The organism is Pseudomonas sp. PvP089 (genome assembly GCF_017875165.1).
Classification (GTDB): Bacteria; Pseudomonadota; Gammaproteobacteria; order Pseudomonadales; family Pseudomonadaceae; genus Aquipseudomonas; species Aquipseudomonas fortuita.
The window spans coordinates 6,322,903-6,338,156 of sequence record NZ_JAGGME010000001.1; the positions used below are offsets into that span (position 1 = coordinate 6,322,903).

Here is a 15,254-nt window from a genome sequence, read left to right on the forward strand (position 1 = left end):
AATGCCCCAAATTCCCCATATCGTCCAGCGCATCATCGAACTGCTCAAACGCTACCCCGGCATCATCGCGCTCGGCGGTTTTCTCTCCGGTATAGGCAGCTTCATCCTGGTCGACCGCCAAGCCGGCCTGGCCAGCTGGGTTGCCGTGCTCATGCTGGTCAGTTGGGTCTGGCTGATGCTGGAAAACACCCTCACCGGCTTGTTCGCGCGTACTTTCAACCGCGAAATCCCGCAGCCGCTGTTGCGCTACGCGACGCAGATGATCCACCAGGAAACGCTGTTCTTCGTGCTGCCGTTCTTCTTCATCACCACCACCTGGAACAGCGGCCAGCTGGTGTTCACCGGTTTGCTCGGTGCCGCAGGCCTGATTTCGATCATCGATCCGCTGTACTACAAATGGCTGGCACCACGGCGCTGGCTGTTCCTGGCGCTGCATACCCTGACGCTGTTCGCCGCCCTGCTGACCGCGCTGCCGATCATCCTGCACCTGACCACCGCGCAGAGTTTCAAGCTGGCCCTGATCGCGGCCATGGCGCTGTCTTTCCCCAGCCTGGCCAGCAGCTTCCCGATCAACAACTGGCGCCGCGCCGTGGCGCTGGTGCTGGTCACCCTGTCGGTCGGTGCCGGGGGCTGGCTGCTGCGCTCCTGGGTACCGCCAGCAACCCTGTGGATGACCGAGGTGGCGGTGAGTACCGAAGTGCTGAACCGCCAGCCCGGCGAGTCGCTGGACGAAATTGCCGCCAGCCGCATACGCAGCAGCGGCCTGTACGCCTACACCGCCATCAACGCACCACGCGGCCTGAACGAGCGGATCTACCATGTGTGGCAAAAGGACGGCAAAGAGGTGGACCGCATCGCCCTGGACATCCATGGCGGGCGCAAGGAAGGCTACCGGGCCTGGACCCACAAGCAGAACTTCCCGCCAAACCCGGTGGGCAAGTGGCAGGTGAGGGTGCTGACCGAAGATGGCCAGGTGATTGGGGTACTGCGTTTCAAGGTGGTCGACGACACGCCAGCGCAGTAAATGAAAGGGGCGCTATGCGCCCCCGGGGCATCAACACACAGCACATAATCACCTAACAGCCCATGCCGGCTGCGCTATGATCAGCCCTTAAGCCTTAGCGCCGAGTCAATTGCATGGAGCCTATGACCCCACCCAGCGCCACCCTGGATGCCAGCAGCCAACCGGCCTGCCTGCGCATAACCGGTGACTGGACACTGGCGCACTACGCCAGCCTCAGGCGCGAGAGCGAGCAGCTACGCGCGCACTACACTGCTGACACCGTCGCCGACCTCAGCCAGCTGGGCCGCCTGGACACCGCCGGGGCCTCGCTGCTGGCCGAGCTGCTCGGCTCAGAACGCCTGTCACACTGTGCCGAGGACCTGCCCGAAGCCAGCCGCGCACTGCTCAAGAACGTCTACTGCTCGGTCCAGGACTACTGCATCCCGGTCAAGGAGCCCGAGCGCAACGTCCTGCTGATGCTGCTGGAACGCATCGGCCGTGCCGTCGGCACACTGTGGCAAGACTCCATGCAGTTGCTCGGTTTCATCGGTGTCATCCTCGAGACCCTGCTACGCCGCGCCCTGACACCGCACCGCTGGCGCCTCACGCCGGTTGTGGCACATATCGAACAGACCGGGCTGGACGCGGCCCCCATCGTCGCCTTGCTGACCTTCCTGGTGGGCGCGGTGGTGGCCTTCCTCGGTGCCACGGTACTGGCCGCATTCGGCGCGACCATTTTCACCGTGGACCTGGTGGCGTTCTCGTTCCTGCGCGAGTTCGCCGTGCTGCTGACCGCCATCCTCATGGCCGGCCGCACCGCCAGCGCTTTCACCGCGCAGATCGGCTCGATGAAGGCCAACGAGGAAATCGACGCCATCCGTACCCTGGGCCTGAACCCGATGGAGCTGCTGGTGGTGCCACGGGTACTGGCACTGCTGATTTCACTGCCCTTGCTCACCTTCATCGCGATGATCTGCGGCATTGTCGGCGGTGCAGTGGTATGCGCCCTGTCGCTGGGCATCTCGCCGGCGATGTTCCTCTCGCTGCTGCAAACCGATATAGGCGTGCAGCACTTCCTGGTGGGCTTGGCCAAGGCGCCGTTCTTCGCCTTCCTGATCGCCGCCATCGGCTGCCTCGAAGGCTTCAAGGTCAGCGGCAGCGCCGAATCGGTGGGCGCACACACCACCTCTGCGGTGGTGCAGTCGATTTTTGTGGTCATCGTCCTGGACGCCGTGGCCGCCCTGTTCTTCATGGAGATGGGCTGGTGAATGCTCGGGAAAAAGTGATCGAAGCCCGCGGCATCTGCAACCGTTTCGGCCGCCAGGTTGTGCATGAAAACCTCGACCTGGACCTTTACCGTGGCGAAATCCTGGCCGTGGTCGGTGGTTCGGGCAGCGGCAAGTCGGTACTGCTGCGCAGCATCATTGGCCTGCGCCGGCCCAATGAAGGGCTGATCAAGGTGTTCGGCCAGGACCTTGCGGGCCTGCGCGAAGAACAGCGCTCACTGGTCGAACGGCGCTTCGGCGTGCTGTTCCAGAAGGGCGCACTGTTCTCTTCGCTGACCGTCACCGAAAACGTGGCCTTGCCGTTGATCGAACACGCCGGGCTGTCCCGCGCCGATGCCGAGCACCTGGCCGGCGTCAAGCTGGCCTTGGCCGGGTTGCCAATCTCGGCCGCCGACAAGTACCCGTCCTCGCTGTCAGGGGGCATGATCAAGCGTGCAGCGCTGGCTCGCGCCTTGGCACTGGACCCGGACATCCTGTTCCTTGACGAGCCCACCGCCGGCCTGGACCCGATCGGCGCCGCCGCATTCGACCAGCTGATCCTGACGCTGCGCGATGCGCTGGGCCTGTCGGTGTTCCTCATCACCCACGACCTCGACACCCTGTACACCATTACCGACCGCATCGCGGTGCTGTCGCAAAAAAAGGTCCTGGTGGCCGGCCCGCTGGCCGAGGTCGAGCAGACCAACGACGCCTGGATTCAAGAATACTTTCACGGCCCACGCGGGCGCGCAGCCGAGCAGGCTGCCACCCGTGCCAGGCAGGAGCGCTGAGCAATGGAAACCCGAGCCCATCATGTCCTTATCGGCCTGGTCACCGTCCTGGTGGTGGCTGGTGCCATGCTGTTCGGCCTATGGCTGACCAAGTCCAGTGTCGATGACGCCTTCAAGGATTACGAAGTGGTGTTCAACGAAGCCGTTTCCGGCCTGTCGCGCGGCAGCCCGGTGCAGTACAACGGTATCAAGGTGGGTGATGTATCTACCCTGCGGCTGGACCCGAAGGACCCGCGTCGGGTACTGGCCCGGGTGCGCCTGAGCGGCGACACCCCAGTGAAAGAAGACACCCAGGCCAAGCTGACCCTGGCCGGCGTGACAGGCAACTCGTTCATCCAGCTGAGCGGCGGCACTCCGCACAGCCCTGAACTGAAGGGCAAGGACGGCAAGCTGCCAGTGATCATTGCCTCGCCGTCGCCGATCTCGCGCCTGCTCAATGACAGCAGCGATCTCGTCACCAACGTCAACCTGCTGCTGCACAACGCCAACCAGATGTTCTCGGAAGACAACATCGGCCACCTCAGCAACACCCTGGCCAACCTCGACAAGACCACCGGCGCCTTTGCCGGGCAGCACGGTGGCATCGCCGAGGCCATCGAACAGCTGGTGCAGGTGGGCAAGCAGGCCAGCGCGACCCTGGCCGAAACCCAGGCGCTGATGCGCAACGCCAACGGCCTGCTCGGCAGCCAAGGCAAACAGGCGATCGGCAGCGCCGAGCAGGCCATGCAGTCACTGGCTGAAAGTACGGCAACCATCAACAACCTGCTCAAGAACAACAGCGAGGCCCTCGGCGACGGCGCACAAGGCCTGAACCAGCTAACCCCAGCCATTCGCGAGCTGCGCGAAACCCTCAACGCGCTCAAAGGCATTTCCCGGCAACTGGAGGCCGACCCGAGCGGCTACCTGCTCGGCCGCGACAACAACAAGGAGTTCCAGCCATGAAACCGTCGTTGCGCCTGCTGGCCCTGGCGGCCTCGCTGAGCCTGGCCAGTGCCTGCTCGATCCTGCCCCAGACCGAGCCCGTCGACCTCTACCGCCTGCCGGTGAACCAGCCCAGCCGCACAGCGGCGCCGCTGGACTGGTCATTGCGCCTGAACAAGCCGCTGGCCAGTGAGGTGTTGGCTGGCCCGCGCATTGCCGTCATTCCCCAAGGCGATGTGGTCAGCAGTTACAAGGGCGCGCGCTGGAGCGATGCGGCCCCGGTACTGCTGCGCAACCGCCTGCTCGATGGTTTCCAGCGTGACGGCCAGGTGCAGCGCTTGAGTGCCGACGACAGCAACCTGCAGGCCGACTACGAGCTGGCTGGCGAGTTGCAGGCGTTTCAGAGTGAATACCGCCCGGGCGGGGCGGTGGAAGTGGTGATCCGCTACGATGCCCGTCTGGTTCAGGGGCGCAACCAGCGCATCCTGGCCAGCAAGCGCTTCGAGATTCGCCAGCCCCTTGCCGACAAACAGGTATCAGCGGTGGTCGCCGGCTTTGGTCAGGCCAGCGACCAGCTGGTGGGGCAGGTGGTGAACTGGACGATTGCCCAGGCCAACCAGGATCAGTTGAAGGTTCAGGCGAAGAACCAGTAGCAGACGAAGATCGCCGCGATCACCCCGGACAACTCGGCCAGCAGTGCGCAGCCTACCGCATGGCGCACGCGCTGGATGCCCACGGCGCCAAAGTACACGGCCAGTACGTAGAAGGTGGTTTCGGTGCTGCCCTGAACCGTTGCCGCCACCAAGGCCGGGAAACTGTCCACGCCTTGGGTCTGCATGGTCTCGATCAGCATGGCCCGTGCTGCGCTGCCAGAGAACGGCTTGACCAGCGCGGTGGGCAAGCCCTCGACAAAGCGGGTGTCCAGGCCCATCCAGTTCACCGCATGACGGATACCGTCCAGGGCCAGCTCCAGGGCACCAGAGGCGCGCAGCACACCCACCGCCACCAGCATCGCCACCAGGTAGGGCAGCAGGTTCTTGGCCACATCGAAGCCTTCCTTCGCGCCTTCGACAAAGGCTTCATACACCTTCACCCGCTTCAGGGCACCTATCACCAGGAACAGCATGATCACGCCAAACAGCGTGAGGTTGCCCAGGATAGACGACAGGCTGGCCAGCGCGGCCGCCGACAAAGTGCCGAGAAAGGCCATGAACCCTCCCAGCAGCAAGGCGCCGGGGATGAAGTAGGCAAGTACCACCGGGTCCCACAGGCGCAAACGCTGCATCACTGCCACCGACAGCAGGCCGACCAGGGTCGAGACGCTGGTCGCCAGCAGGATGGGCAGAAACACCATGGTCGGGTCTGGCGCGCCCTGCTGGGCCCGGTACATGAAGATAGTGACTGGCAGCAGCGTCAGCGACGAGGCGTTGAGCACCAGGAACAGGATCTGCGCGTTACTCGCGGTGGTGCTGCTGGGGTTCAGCTCCTGCAGCGCGCGCATGGCCTTGAGCCCAATCGGCGTGGCGGCGTTGTCCAGGCCCAGACCGTTGGCGGCGAAGTTCATGGTTATCAGGCCAAGAGCCGGGTGGCCGGGCGGCACCTCCGGCATCAGGCGGGCAAACAGCGGGCCCAGCACCTTGGCCAGCCATTCGACGATACCGGCCTTCTCGGCGATCTTCAGAAAGCCCAGCCACAGGGTCAGTGTGCCGAACAGCAGCACCATCACCTCGACCGACAGCTTGGCCATGGCGAAGATGCTTTCGACCATTGCCGCGAAGATGCCAGCGTTCCCGCCTACCAGCCATTGGGCCAGGGCGGACACCGCCGCCACCAGGAAAAAGCCAAGCCAAAGGCCGTTGAGCATCCGCGTGTACCCCCTGAAAAATGCCCGAATGATAGCGTATCGCAGCCCCTGACTGGCGATCGCAGGCGAGGGCTGCCCCCTCGTATCGCGACACAAGGCCGCTCCCACAAAGATCGGTGAACGCCCGCCCTTGTGGGAGCGGCCTTGCGTCGCGATAGGGCCGCAACGCGGCCCAAGATCTCACAGACAACAAAAAGCCCCGACAGGTCGGGGCTCTTTATCAAACAGCGGTAAGGCTCAGCGCTTGGCGGTTTCGCCAGCGACTACAGCTTCCTTTTTGTCGGCCATCAGCGAGGCGTAGTACTGCTCGCCTTTGGCCGCATCGTACATGCCTTCCCAGCGCGCGATGACCAGTGCAGCCAAGGCGTTGCCCACCACGTTCAGTGCAGTACGGGCCATGTCCATGATGCGGTCGACACCTGCGATGAAGGCCAGGCCTTCCAGCGGGATGCCTACGCTGCCCAGGGTGGCCAGCAGGACCACGAACGATACGCCCGGCACGCCGGCGATACCTTTGGAGGTGACCATCAGGGTCAGCACCAGCAGCAACTGCTGGCTCCACGACAGGTCGATACCGTACAGCTGGGCAATAAAGATGGCCGCAATGCTCTGGTACAGGGTCGAACCGTCAAGGTTGAAGGAGTAGCCGGTCGGTACCACGAACGAACAGATCGACTTCGGTGCGCCGTACTTCTCCATCTTCTCGATCACACGCGGCAGCACGGTTTCGGAGCTGGAGGTGGAGTAGGCCAGGATCAGCTCATCTTTCATGATGCGCATGATCTTGATCACCGAGAAGCCGAACACGCGGGCTACCAGGCCCAGCACCATGAAGGCGAAGAAGGCGATGGCGAAGTACACCAGCAGCACCAGCTTGGCCAGCGGCAGCAGCGAGCTGAAGCCGAAGTTGGCCACGGTCACGGCGATCAGGGCGAACACGCCGATCGGGGCGTAGTTCATGATCATGTGGGTGACCTTGAACATGGTTTCCGATACAGCCTGGAAGGTGCGTACCAGCGGGTCACGCAGTTCTGCCTGCAGGCTAGAAAGGCCCAGGCCGAACATTACCGAGAAGAAGATGATCGGCAGCATTTCGCCACGCATCAGCGCTGCGAAGATGTTCGACGGAATCAGGTTGAGCAGGGTTTCGATGAACGCGTGCTCATGCTGCACCTCAGCCGCAGTGGCCTGGTACTTGGAGATGTCCACGGTACCCAGGGTGCTCATGTCGATGCCGGCGCCCGGGTGGAACAGGTTGGCCAGCACCAGACCCACGACGATGGCGATAGTGGTCACCACTTCGAAGTAGATGATGGTCTTCAGGCCGATACTGCCCAGTTTCTTCGCGTCGCCAACCCCGGCGATACCCACGATCAGCGACGAGATCACGATCGGGACGACGATCATCTTGATCAGGCGAATGAAGATGTCACCGGCGGGCTGGAGAACGTTGCTGATCCACCATGCCTTTTCCGCGCTGAAGTGGTTCAGCAGCGCGCCGATTGCAACGCCCAGGACCAGACCGATGACGATCTGCCAGGCGAGGCTCAGTTTTGCCTTCTTCATGTCTTTACCCTTTGTTCTAGTGGTCATGGCACCGGACGAAAACGCCCGTGACAAAGCCATAGGCCAGGTCACGGGCAGCAAATCTTCCTTCCGGCGACTTCATGTAAGGACAGCGCAGGCGAGCGACAGGGCGCTCGTGCCAGCGAAAAAGGCGGCAACTATTGCGATGGCAAAGGGGGAAATCTAATGCCGGAAACGCATACCCCATGCCGTTTACGCATATCGACTTGCACTAAAACAGAGCGTCGGCAAGTGCTTGATTTATAACGTTCGGAATCCCGAACAAGTCCAAACCGCCATATTTCGGCAGATTTGACGGTATGCAAAGCACATGAAAGATGGCCTGTTCGACAATCCGAATGGCGGAAATGACACTTGAAGAAGCGCCATCGAGGTCGAAAAAAAGTTGATGTACGGTCGAGACAAAATGTGTCTTGAGGGAAAAAACGCGCAAGGGAAGGGACGTTTCCTACATGGCTCCTCGGAAGTCAGGTCTGCAAGGTGTCCCTGTGACACCGCCGACCTGATACTTCCGATTCCGCCTTTCCTGACCCGGCCCATTGCTGGAGGCACTCCCTGTACCCCTAGGCCACTCCGGTTCTCTAGCAACCAGAACAGCCCGGCCCCTTGGTCATGTGCTGCCCCTCCTCGGGGCGGCGCATCATAGAAGGCTGAACTATAGAAAGGTTCAGCTTCTATTACGTGACAGTCGATACCCTTTCACCGCAATACCGGCAAAAAAATGCTCAGTACCAGTTAGGGTCACGTTTGAGCTGCTCCTGCAGCATCGCCTTCATGCCGTCATCGGGTTTGCCCAGCCAGCGGTACTGCGCATGGCGAGTGGGCGATTTGTCGCTGGGCAAACCCTCGGGTACCTCCACGAGCATCCCGTAGGCATCATCCTTGTCCCAGCTGAAGGCCACGATCAGCCGCTTGTAGGTACAGTTGTCCTGTTTTTCACACAGGGGGCCGACCAAGTATTTGTCGCCGTCTTCGGTGACGGCAGACATCTGCTGCTGGGCACTACCGGTCAGATTGACTACCCAATCGGGCAGTCGTTCCTCGCCCTTGATCGTGTCCTGCCAGGTATCCCGATACTCCGGGTCCGAGCCGAGCAACTGGTCGACCCGGACCTGGCCGTCATTGGCCGCCATGGCCGCCGCGCTGCCGCCCAGCAACAGGGCGGCGGCAAGGGCCGAACAAAGCTTCCTGCCCATCTTCAACCTCGTCCACGTCCAAAGAAGAAGGAGGCTACGAACAACACCAGGAAGACAATGAACAGGATCTTGGCGATACCCGTCGCAGCGCCCGCTATACCACCGAAGCCCAGTACGGCAGCGACAATGGCGATGATGAGGAAAGTGATAGCCCAGCTCAGCATGGTAGTTCTCCTTTCTTTTTGCGGAATCGATCGGGTCGGCAGGTCAGAAAACCCAGCGGTCCCGGGGTACGACATTTTCCAGGGTGGCCGGTGAGGCAGTGGCCTGGCCCGCTGGCAGGCGGTCAGCCGCCTGGACCAGGGTGTTGGCACGGGTTGCCTGAATTTGCGTCAACAGGGCAGTTTGAGCTGCCACCTGGTCAGCCAGACGCGCTGTCTGCCAGCTGTAATAGAAGAGGCCAGCAGCCAAGGTCAGCAGCAGCGCCATGCCAAGCGTGAGCATCTGGCGCAAAGGCAGTGCGGCGATCTGTGAGCGGTTGACGGATTGGCGGTTCATGCCGGCTCCTCCTGCTGTAATTTTTGTTCAAACCTGAACAGGTAATTGCAGCCTGCATGCCAGCCTTTTGATTTAATTAAAATGCTTATAAATCAATCACTTACATAATCATCGAGTGAACCGCGAGGACGTATCCTGCACGATGTCGCCTACAGGGTCGTGCGAATTGCACGATCACCCCTCAACCTTGGTCGCCACCTTGAGCAGGTCGGCATCTACCCCGCGTACGCCGATGATCTGCCGGGCGATCTCCACGGCGATGGTTTTCTGCTCAGCGCTGACCACCTCACCCGACAGCCTGACCATCCCCGATTCGCTGGCCACCTTCAGGTTCAGGCCATCGAGGTTGCGGCTGAAGCGGTAGCTGCTCTGGATCTTGTCGATGATCCAGCTGTCACTCGGCTGCGGCCCGGTTGGCGCCCCCACCGGCGTTTCCCGCGCTTTGGCCATGGCGGCGGTATCGAGGCTGATCAGGTTATTGACCAAGTGCACGCCGTCGGTGGTACGCGCCACCACGCCTGCCAGCTCCTTGGCTTCGGCACTGTCGACCCTGCCGCGCAACGTCACCACGCCGTCGCTGCTCTGTACTTCTATAGGTGCTTTTTCGGTGGTGCGGCTCCACAACAGCCGGGCGCGGATCACCGCCGCCAGGGTGGCGTCCTCCAGGCGCTGGGCGTAGGCACGCTGCTCCAGCGGGCGCTCGACCAGTTGGGCATTGACCTGCAACTGGTTCTCAACGTGTTCGATGCCCCGGGTGGCCCGGGCCACATCTTCGGCCAGCTGCCGCTCGACCTCGCTCTCCACCTCACCGGAAAGCCGCGCCTGCTTGCCGTCCACTTCAACCTTTATACGGAATGGGTCGAGCATGCGGTTCAGTGCCAGTGCGGTTTGCAGGGCACCTTCCAGGCGCGCGTCCTGCACCGGGTCGGCCACGGCCGGGGTGAAAATTGGCAGCAGGGTGGCTGCCAAAACGGCAGTACGCAGGGAAAAGGGCATGGCTGTTCCTCCTTCGTAGGCAAAATCTGAAAAACATCGCAACCAATGTGCCAGTGCGTGCCTCTAAGTAAATCATTGGCAAATAGCGGTTTTTACGTATCGTTTGGCCGTTGGCTAGCATGCAAAGGACAGAATCCTTCAGAATTGACCATGCAACTTGCCCGATTTTTCCCACACTAAATAAAGATCTATCCCTAAGGAGCACAGGAAATGGAATCAGCCCAGGACAACCAAGGCCGCATTCTGCTGGTGGATGACGAGTCCGCGATCCTGCGCACCTTCCGCTACTGCCTGGAAGACGAGGGATACAGCGTGGCCACGGCCAACAGCGCCGCCCAGGCCGAAACCTTGCTGCAGCGACAGGTATTCGACCTGTGCTTCCTCGATTTACGCCTCGGTGAAGACAACGGCCTCGATGTGCTGGCGCAGATGCGTATCCAGGCCCCGTGGATGCGCGTGGTGATCGTTACCGCGCACTCGGCGATCGACACTGCGGTAGACGCGATTCAGGCCGGCGCTGCCGACTACCTGGTCAAACCGTGCAGCCCCGACCAGTTGCGCCTGGCCACGGCCAAGCAACTGGAGGTGCGCCAGCTTTCAGCGCGCCTGGAAGCCCTGGAAGGTGAAGTCCGCAAACCCAAGGACGGCCTCGACTCCCATAGCCCGGCCATGATGGCGGTGCTTGAAACCGCCCGCCAGGTCGCCACCACCGACGCCAACATCCTCATCCTGGGCGAGTCCGGCACCGGTAAGGGCGAGCTGGCACGGGCGATCCATGGCTGGAGCAAGCGTGCACGCAAAGCCTGCGTGACCATCAACTGCCCGTCGCTTAACGCCGAGCTGATGGAAAGCGAGCTGTTCGGCCATACCCGTGGCGCCTTCACCGGCGCGAGCGAAAGCACCTTGGGGCGGGTCAGCCAGGCAGATGGTGGCACGCTGTTCCTCGACGAGATCGGCGATTTCCCGCTGACCTTGCAGCCCAAACTGCTGCGCTTCATCCAGGACAAGGAATATGAACGCGTAGGCGACCCGGTTACCCGACGTGCAGATGTGCGTATTCTGGCCGCTACCAACCTGAACCTCGAAGAGATGGTGCGCGAAAGCCGCTTCCGTGAAGACCTGCTGTACCGCCTGAACGTCATCACACTGCACCTGCCACCGCTGCGCGAGCGCAGTGAGGACATCCTCACCCTGGCGGACCGGTTCCTTGCCCGCTTCGTCAAGGAATACTCCCGCCCCGCTCGCGGGTTCAGTGACGAGGCACGCTCGGCCCTGCTCAACTACCGATGGCCTGGCAACATTCGCGAACTGCGCAACGTGGTGGAACGGGCCAGCATCATTTGCCCGCAGGAACGCGTGGAAATCAGCCATCTGGGCATGGGCGAACAACCCGCCAGCAATGCCCCGCGCGTGGGCGCCGCCCTGAGCCTGGATGAGCTGGAGCGCGCCCATATCGGCGCCGTGCTGGCCGCCAGCGACACCCTGGACCAAGCCGCCAAGACCTTGGGCATCGATGCTTCAACCCTGTACCGCAAGCGCAAGCAGTACAACCTATGAAGTGGCCACCCATGAAGCTGCGCACGCGGCTTTTCCTCAGCATCTCGGCGCTGGTGACCGTGGCATTGCTAGGGCTCCTGCTGGGCCTGGTCAGCGTGCTGCAGATGGCCACAGTGCAACAGCAGCTGGTGCGTGAAACCACCCATGCCCTGGAAGTGGGCCTGAAGTTGCGCCAGAACCTGGGCGAACAGCTGACCCTGATCCTGGATGAAGACACCGCCCCGGAAAGCCTGCGGCTGCTACAGGAAAACTTCCAGGCCCTGCTCAATCAAGGGCTGGAGCAAGGCGGTGAACGCACCGGTTTCAGCAAGGCCAGCAGCAATTACCAGGCCTTCCTCCAGGCCTATCGCGACAGCGCCGCACCCGCTCGCAGCATGGGTCTCGATCAGCCGTTGGGGGCCGCATTCAACCAGGTCCGCAGCGACCTGATCGATTCCCACAAGCAGGCATTGGACCTGATTACCCGTAGCGAGGAACGCACCCGTGACCGAGCCTTGCTGGTCAGCGGTGTACTGGGCCTGATGGGCCTGGTGGTGCTGGTACTGGGCTTTATCACCGCGCACAACATCGCCCGGCGTTTCGGCCAGCCGATCGAAGCCTTGGCCAAGGCGGCCGACCAGCTGGGCAAAGGCAATTTCGACGTCACCTTGCCGGTCACTCAGGCGTCCGAGCTCAACCAGCTGACCCGTCGCTTTGGCCTGATGGCCGATGCCTTGCGCAAGCACCAGGCCACCAACGTTGACGAACTGCTGGCTGGTCAGCAACGTCTACAGGCCGTGCTCGACAGCATTGACGACGGTCTGCTGATCATCGACCGCCAAGGCCGCCTCGAGCACCTCAACCCGGTAGCGCAGCGCCAGCTGGGCTGGAACGACAGCCGCGTCGGCAGCAGCCTCGCAGAAGCCTTGCAGCGCCCCGAGCTTGAGCAACAGCTGCGCCAGGTGCTACGCGGAGGCAACCTCGACCGCCCACCTGACGATTTGAACATGGAGGTTGATGAGGAATCACGCCTGCTCACCTACAGCCTGACCCCGGTGAGCCACCCGCAGGGGCCAATCCTGGGTGCGGTGATGGTGCTGCACGATGTGACCGAGCAAAGGGCCTTCGAGCGGGTGCGCAGCGAGTTCGTGCTGCGCGCCTCCCACGAACTGCGTACCCCGGTGACTGGCATGCACATGGCCTTCGGCCTGTTGCGCGAGCGGGTAAAATTCCCGCCCGAGGCGCGCGAGAACGACCTGTTGGAAACCATCGGCGAAGAAATGCAGCGCCTGACCCAGCTGATCAACGACCTGCTGAACTTCTCGCGCTACCAGAGCGGGCTGCAGAAGCTGGACCTGGCCCCATGCTCCCTCGACGAGCTGCTTGAGCGGGCGCGACTGCGGTTTGCGGAGCAGGCAGCGCACAAGCAGATCGAATTGACCATGGAACTGGAAGCGCCGCTGCCGCGCATCCAGGCCGATGCCGCCCAGCTGGACCGCGTGCTGGACAACCTGCTGCACAACGCCGTCCGCCATACTGCCAACGGCGGGCGTATCCGCCTGCATGCCCGGCGGCATGCGGAACGGGTCATCATCAGCGTCGAGGACAACGGCGAGGGCATCGCCTATGGGCAGCAGGGGCGCATCTTCGAACCCTTCGTGCAGGTAGGTCGCAAGAAAGGCGGCGCTGGGCTGGGGCTGGCATTGTGCAAGGAGATCGTCCAGCTGCACGGCGGTCGCATGGGTGTATTTTCCCGACCGGGGCAGGGGACCCAGTTCTACATGGCGTTGCCGGTCTGAATGCGGTAACGCGCCTATACCCGCCGCGGGAGGTGCCCGCGGGTCACCAGCTCGGCAAATTGCCGGGCGTTCAGAGGCCGGGCAAACAGCCAGCCCTGGCCATAGTTGACCCCCTCGCTGTTCAGCAGCACCGCCTGGTCCTCGAACTCGATCCCTTCGGCGATCACCCGCAGGTGCAGGTCATGGGCCATGCGGATGATATGGGGGGCAACGCCGCTGCTGGCGGCATCATGGCCCAGGGCATCGATGAACGCCTTGTCGATTTTCAGGCAGTCCACCGGCAAGGTCTGCAGGTAGGCCAGGCTGCAATAACCCGTACCAAAATCGTCGATCAGCACCTGATGCCCGACGGCGCGCAGCGCCTGCAGGTTGTCACGGGCTACCACCACATCGATCAGGCCACGCTCGGTCACCTCAAAGGCAATCTGGCTGGGTGCCACTCGATGCAAGGCCAACAGGCGGGCCGCCACCCGACCAATACGCGGCACCATCACATCGCATGCCGCCAGGTTTATCGATATGTACAGTTTGGGGTGCGAGCGCAGTAGCTGCCCAAGCTGTTCAAGCACCCGTTGCAGGACAAAATCGGTGATCTGGCGAATCTGCCCGGTGTTCTCCGCCAGCGGAATAAACAAGTCCGGGCTGGTCAGGGTGCCGTCCGGTCGACGCCAGCGCACCAGCGCCTCGGCACCCACGCAACGCCGGCTGTCGAGCTCGATGATTGGCTGATAGAGCACCTGCAGCTCGCCACGGCGCAAGGCATTCTGCAACTCCGAGCTCATCGACCGTCGTTGCAGGATCAACTGGAGTACCAGCCAACCGATGCAGCAGGCCGCCAGCACGCTACCGGGGAACAGCAACCAGAGCATGCCGTTCATCCTCAGCGGCAGGCTCGCCCTCGGGGCTATCAGCACCAGCTGGTAATCCGGCGACTTGGTCGGCATTCGGTAGATCAGCCGATCACTGAGTTCCAGCAATGACTTGTGGCCGTTCGACCATGCGGAGGGCGGTGGCCATACCTGGGGCGGGCCGAGTACCGGAATGGCCCGGGCACCGTTGTCCAGCACCACCACCAGGCTGCCGCCCGGGGGCAGATCGACCACGTCGGTCAGGTGCCCGCGCGAGGTGGAGACCACGAACTTGCCCCGGCCCAGCATGAGTGCAGCCAGGTTCTCGTTGGGTTCGGTGGTGGTGTTCAACCAGTAGCTGTAGGTCGGGCCCTGAATATCGGGTGCCCGCAGAGGTTCGAACGCCCGCTCATCGCCACGGTTGGAGCAGGCGACATCACCGTCCACATAAGCCGCTTCATAAATGAAGCGCGAGCTCAGGCCCACTTGTTGCAACGCCGCCAGCATCGCCGGGCTGCAGCCACGCAAGGGCTGCGCCTGTAATAGGTCGACCCCTTCACGCAACTGGCCAAACACTTGTTCGAGGCGGTCGAGAAATCGCTCGCCCTGGGCGTTCATCTGCTCGCTCTCGCTTTGCTTCATCTGTTGCAGGGCAATGCCAATGCTGGCAGAGAGCAACAGGGCGGCGCTGGCCAGCGCTGCCAAGGAGGCCAGCATCCAGGGACGGTAAAAAATTTGGCGCAGCAGGGTGATGATGGCTGACATCAAAGGCATCCAGTTGATAACTAAGGTATAGCAACTGAATCGAGAATCACCCTCACCGTTTGGCGCTTATCCGCAGTTTACGCAGGCCTTTGCAGGAGCGGCCTTGTCGCGAACGGGCTGCAAAGCCCCCGGGATCTCAGCTTTTGCCTGGTCACCGGGGCCGCTTTGGGGCCCGTTCGCGACAC

General features: G+C 62.4%; 14 protein-coding genes. 7 read left to right on the forward strand and 7 right to left on the reverse strand.

Translation table 11 applies throughout. The annotated features are described in order from the left end of the window. The first annotated feature begins 1 nt into the window (after window position 1). The 5 genes from J3A71_RS28770 (at window position 2) to J3A71_RS28790 (ending at window position 4,633) form a co-directional block, all read left to right on the forward strand. Window positions 2-1,024 carry a DUF5924 family protein gene (locus J3A71_RS28770; RefSeq protein WP_016484295.1) on the forward strand — a complete coding sequence of 341 codons (1,023 nt, stop codon included), beginning with the start codon at window positions 2-4 and terminating at the stop codon, window positions 1,022-1,024. A 113-nt stretch (window positions 1,025-1,137) separates the two neighbouring features. Then, entirely contained in the window at window positions 1,138-2,271 is a 1,134-nt protein-coding gene (locus tag J3A71_RS28775) for an MlaE family lipid ABC transporter permease subunit (protein WP_016484294.1), read from the forward strand. Continuing rightward, window positions 2,268-3,059 (forward strand): ATP-binding cassette domain-containing protein, encoded by a 792-nt coding sequence (locus J3A71_RS28780; RefSeq protein ID WP_016484293.1) that lies wholly within the window; start codon window positions 2,268-2,270, stop codon window positions 3,057-3,059. The genes J3A71_RS28775 and J3A71_RS28780 overlap by 4 nt, the downstream gene beginning before the upstream one ends. A 3-nt stretch (window positions 3,060-3,062) precedes the next feature. Continuing rightward, window positions 3,063-4,001: an MlaD family protein gene (locus J3A71_RS28785; RefSeq protein ID WP_016484292.1), complete on the forward strand. Its 939-nt coding sequence runs from the start codon at window positions 3,063-3,065 to the stop codon at window positions 3,999-4,001. Then, entirely contained in the window at window positions 3,998-4,633 is a 636-nt protein-coding gene (locus J3A71_RS28790; RefSeq protein WP_016484291.1) for an ABC-type transport auxiliary lipoprotein family protein, read from the forward strand. The genes J3A71_RS28785 and J3A71_RS28790 overlap by 4 nt, the downstream gene beginning before the upstream one ends. Here the strand turns inward: J3A71_RS28790 and J3A71_RS28795 are convergent. The 6 genes from J3A71_RS28795 to J3A71_RS28820 form a co-directional block, all read right to left on the reverse strand. Further along, window positions 4,615-5,844 (reverse strand): spore maturation protein, encoded by a 1,230-nt coding sequence (locus J3A71_RS28795; RefSeq protein WP_060519857.1) that lies wholly within the window; start codon window positions 5,842-5,844, stop codon window positions 4,615-4,617. The genes J3A71_RS28790 and J3A71_RS28795 overlap by 19 nt on opposite strands. Window positions 5,845-6,081: 237 nt before the next feature. After that, window positions 6,082-7,410, reverse strand: a complete 1,329-nt coding sequence (gltP, locus tag J3A71_RS28800; RefSeq protein ID WP_016484289.1) for a glutamate/aspartate:proton symporter GltP — start codon at window positions 7,408-7,410, stop codon at window positions 6,082-6,084. A 746-nt stretch (window positions 7,411-8,156) separates the two neighbouring features. Beyond that, window positions 8,157-8,627: an inhibitor of vertebrate lysozyme family protein gene (locus J3A71_RS28805; RefSeq protein ID WP_096425440.1), complete on the reverse strand. Its 471-nt coding sequence runs from the start codon at window positions 8,625-8,627 to the stop codon at window positions 8,157-8,159. A gap of 2 nt (window positions 8,628-8,629) precedes the next feature. After that, window positions 8,630-8,791: a DUF1328 domain-containing protein gene (locus tag J3A71_RS28810; RefSeq protein WP_003252966.1), complete on the reverse strand. Its 162-nt coding sequence runs from the start codon at window positions 8,789-8,791 to the stop codon at window positions 8,630-8,632. Between the two features lie 43 nt (window positions 8,792-8,834). Then, window positions 8,835-9,125: a hypothetical protein gene (locus J3A71_RS28815; RefSeq protein WP_016484286.1), complete on the reverse strand. Its 291-nt coding sequence runs from the start codon at window positions 9,123-9,125 to the stop codon at window positions 8,835-8,837. A gap of 174 nt (window positions 9,126-9,299) precedes the next feature. Beyond that, entirely contained in the window at window positions 9,300-10,121 is an 822-nt protein-coding gene (locus J3A71_RS28820) for a BON domain-containing protein (protein WP_096425438.1), read from the reverse strand. Between the two features lie 210 nt (window positions 10,122-10,331). Here J3A71_RS28820 and algB point away from each other — a divergent pair, with 210 nt between their 5' ends. Both algB and J3A71_RS28830 read left to right on the forward strand, forming a co-directional pair. After that, a complete protein-coding gene (gene algB, locus J3A71_RS28825; protein ID WP_016484284.1) occupies window positions 10,332-11,678 on the forward strand; it encodes a sigma-54-dependent response regulator transcription factor AlgB in 1,347 nt (448 codons plus the stop codon). Further along, entirely contained in the window at window positions 11,675-13,456 is a 1,782-nt protein-coding gene (locus J3A71_RS28830; RefSeq protein ID WP_016484283.1) for a KinB sensor domain-containing domain, read from the forward strand. Before algB ends, J3A71_RS28830 begins: the two co-directional genes overlap by 4 nt. 14 nt (window positions 13,457-13,470) lie before the next feature. Here the strand turns inward: J3A71_RS28830 and J3A71_RS28835 are convergent, their stop codons facing one another. Then, complete coding sequence (locus J3A71_RS28835; RefSeq protein ID WP_016484282.1) at window positions 13,471-15,069, reverse strand: EAL domain-containing protein; 1,599 nt, start codon at window positions 15,067-15,069, stop codon at window positions 13,471-13,473. Window positions 15,070-15,254 lie beyond the last annotated feature (185 nt).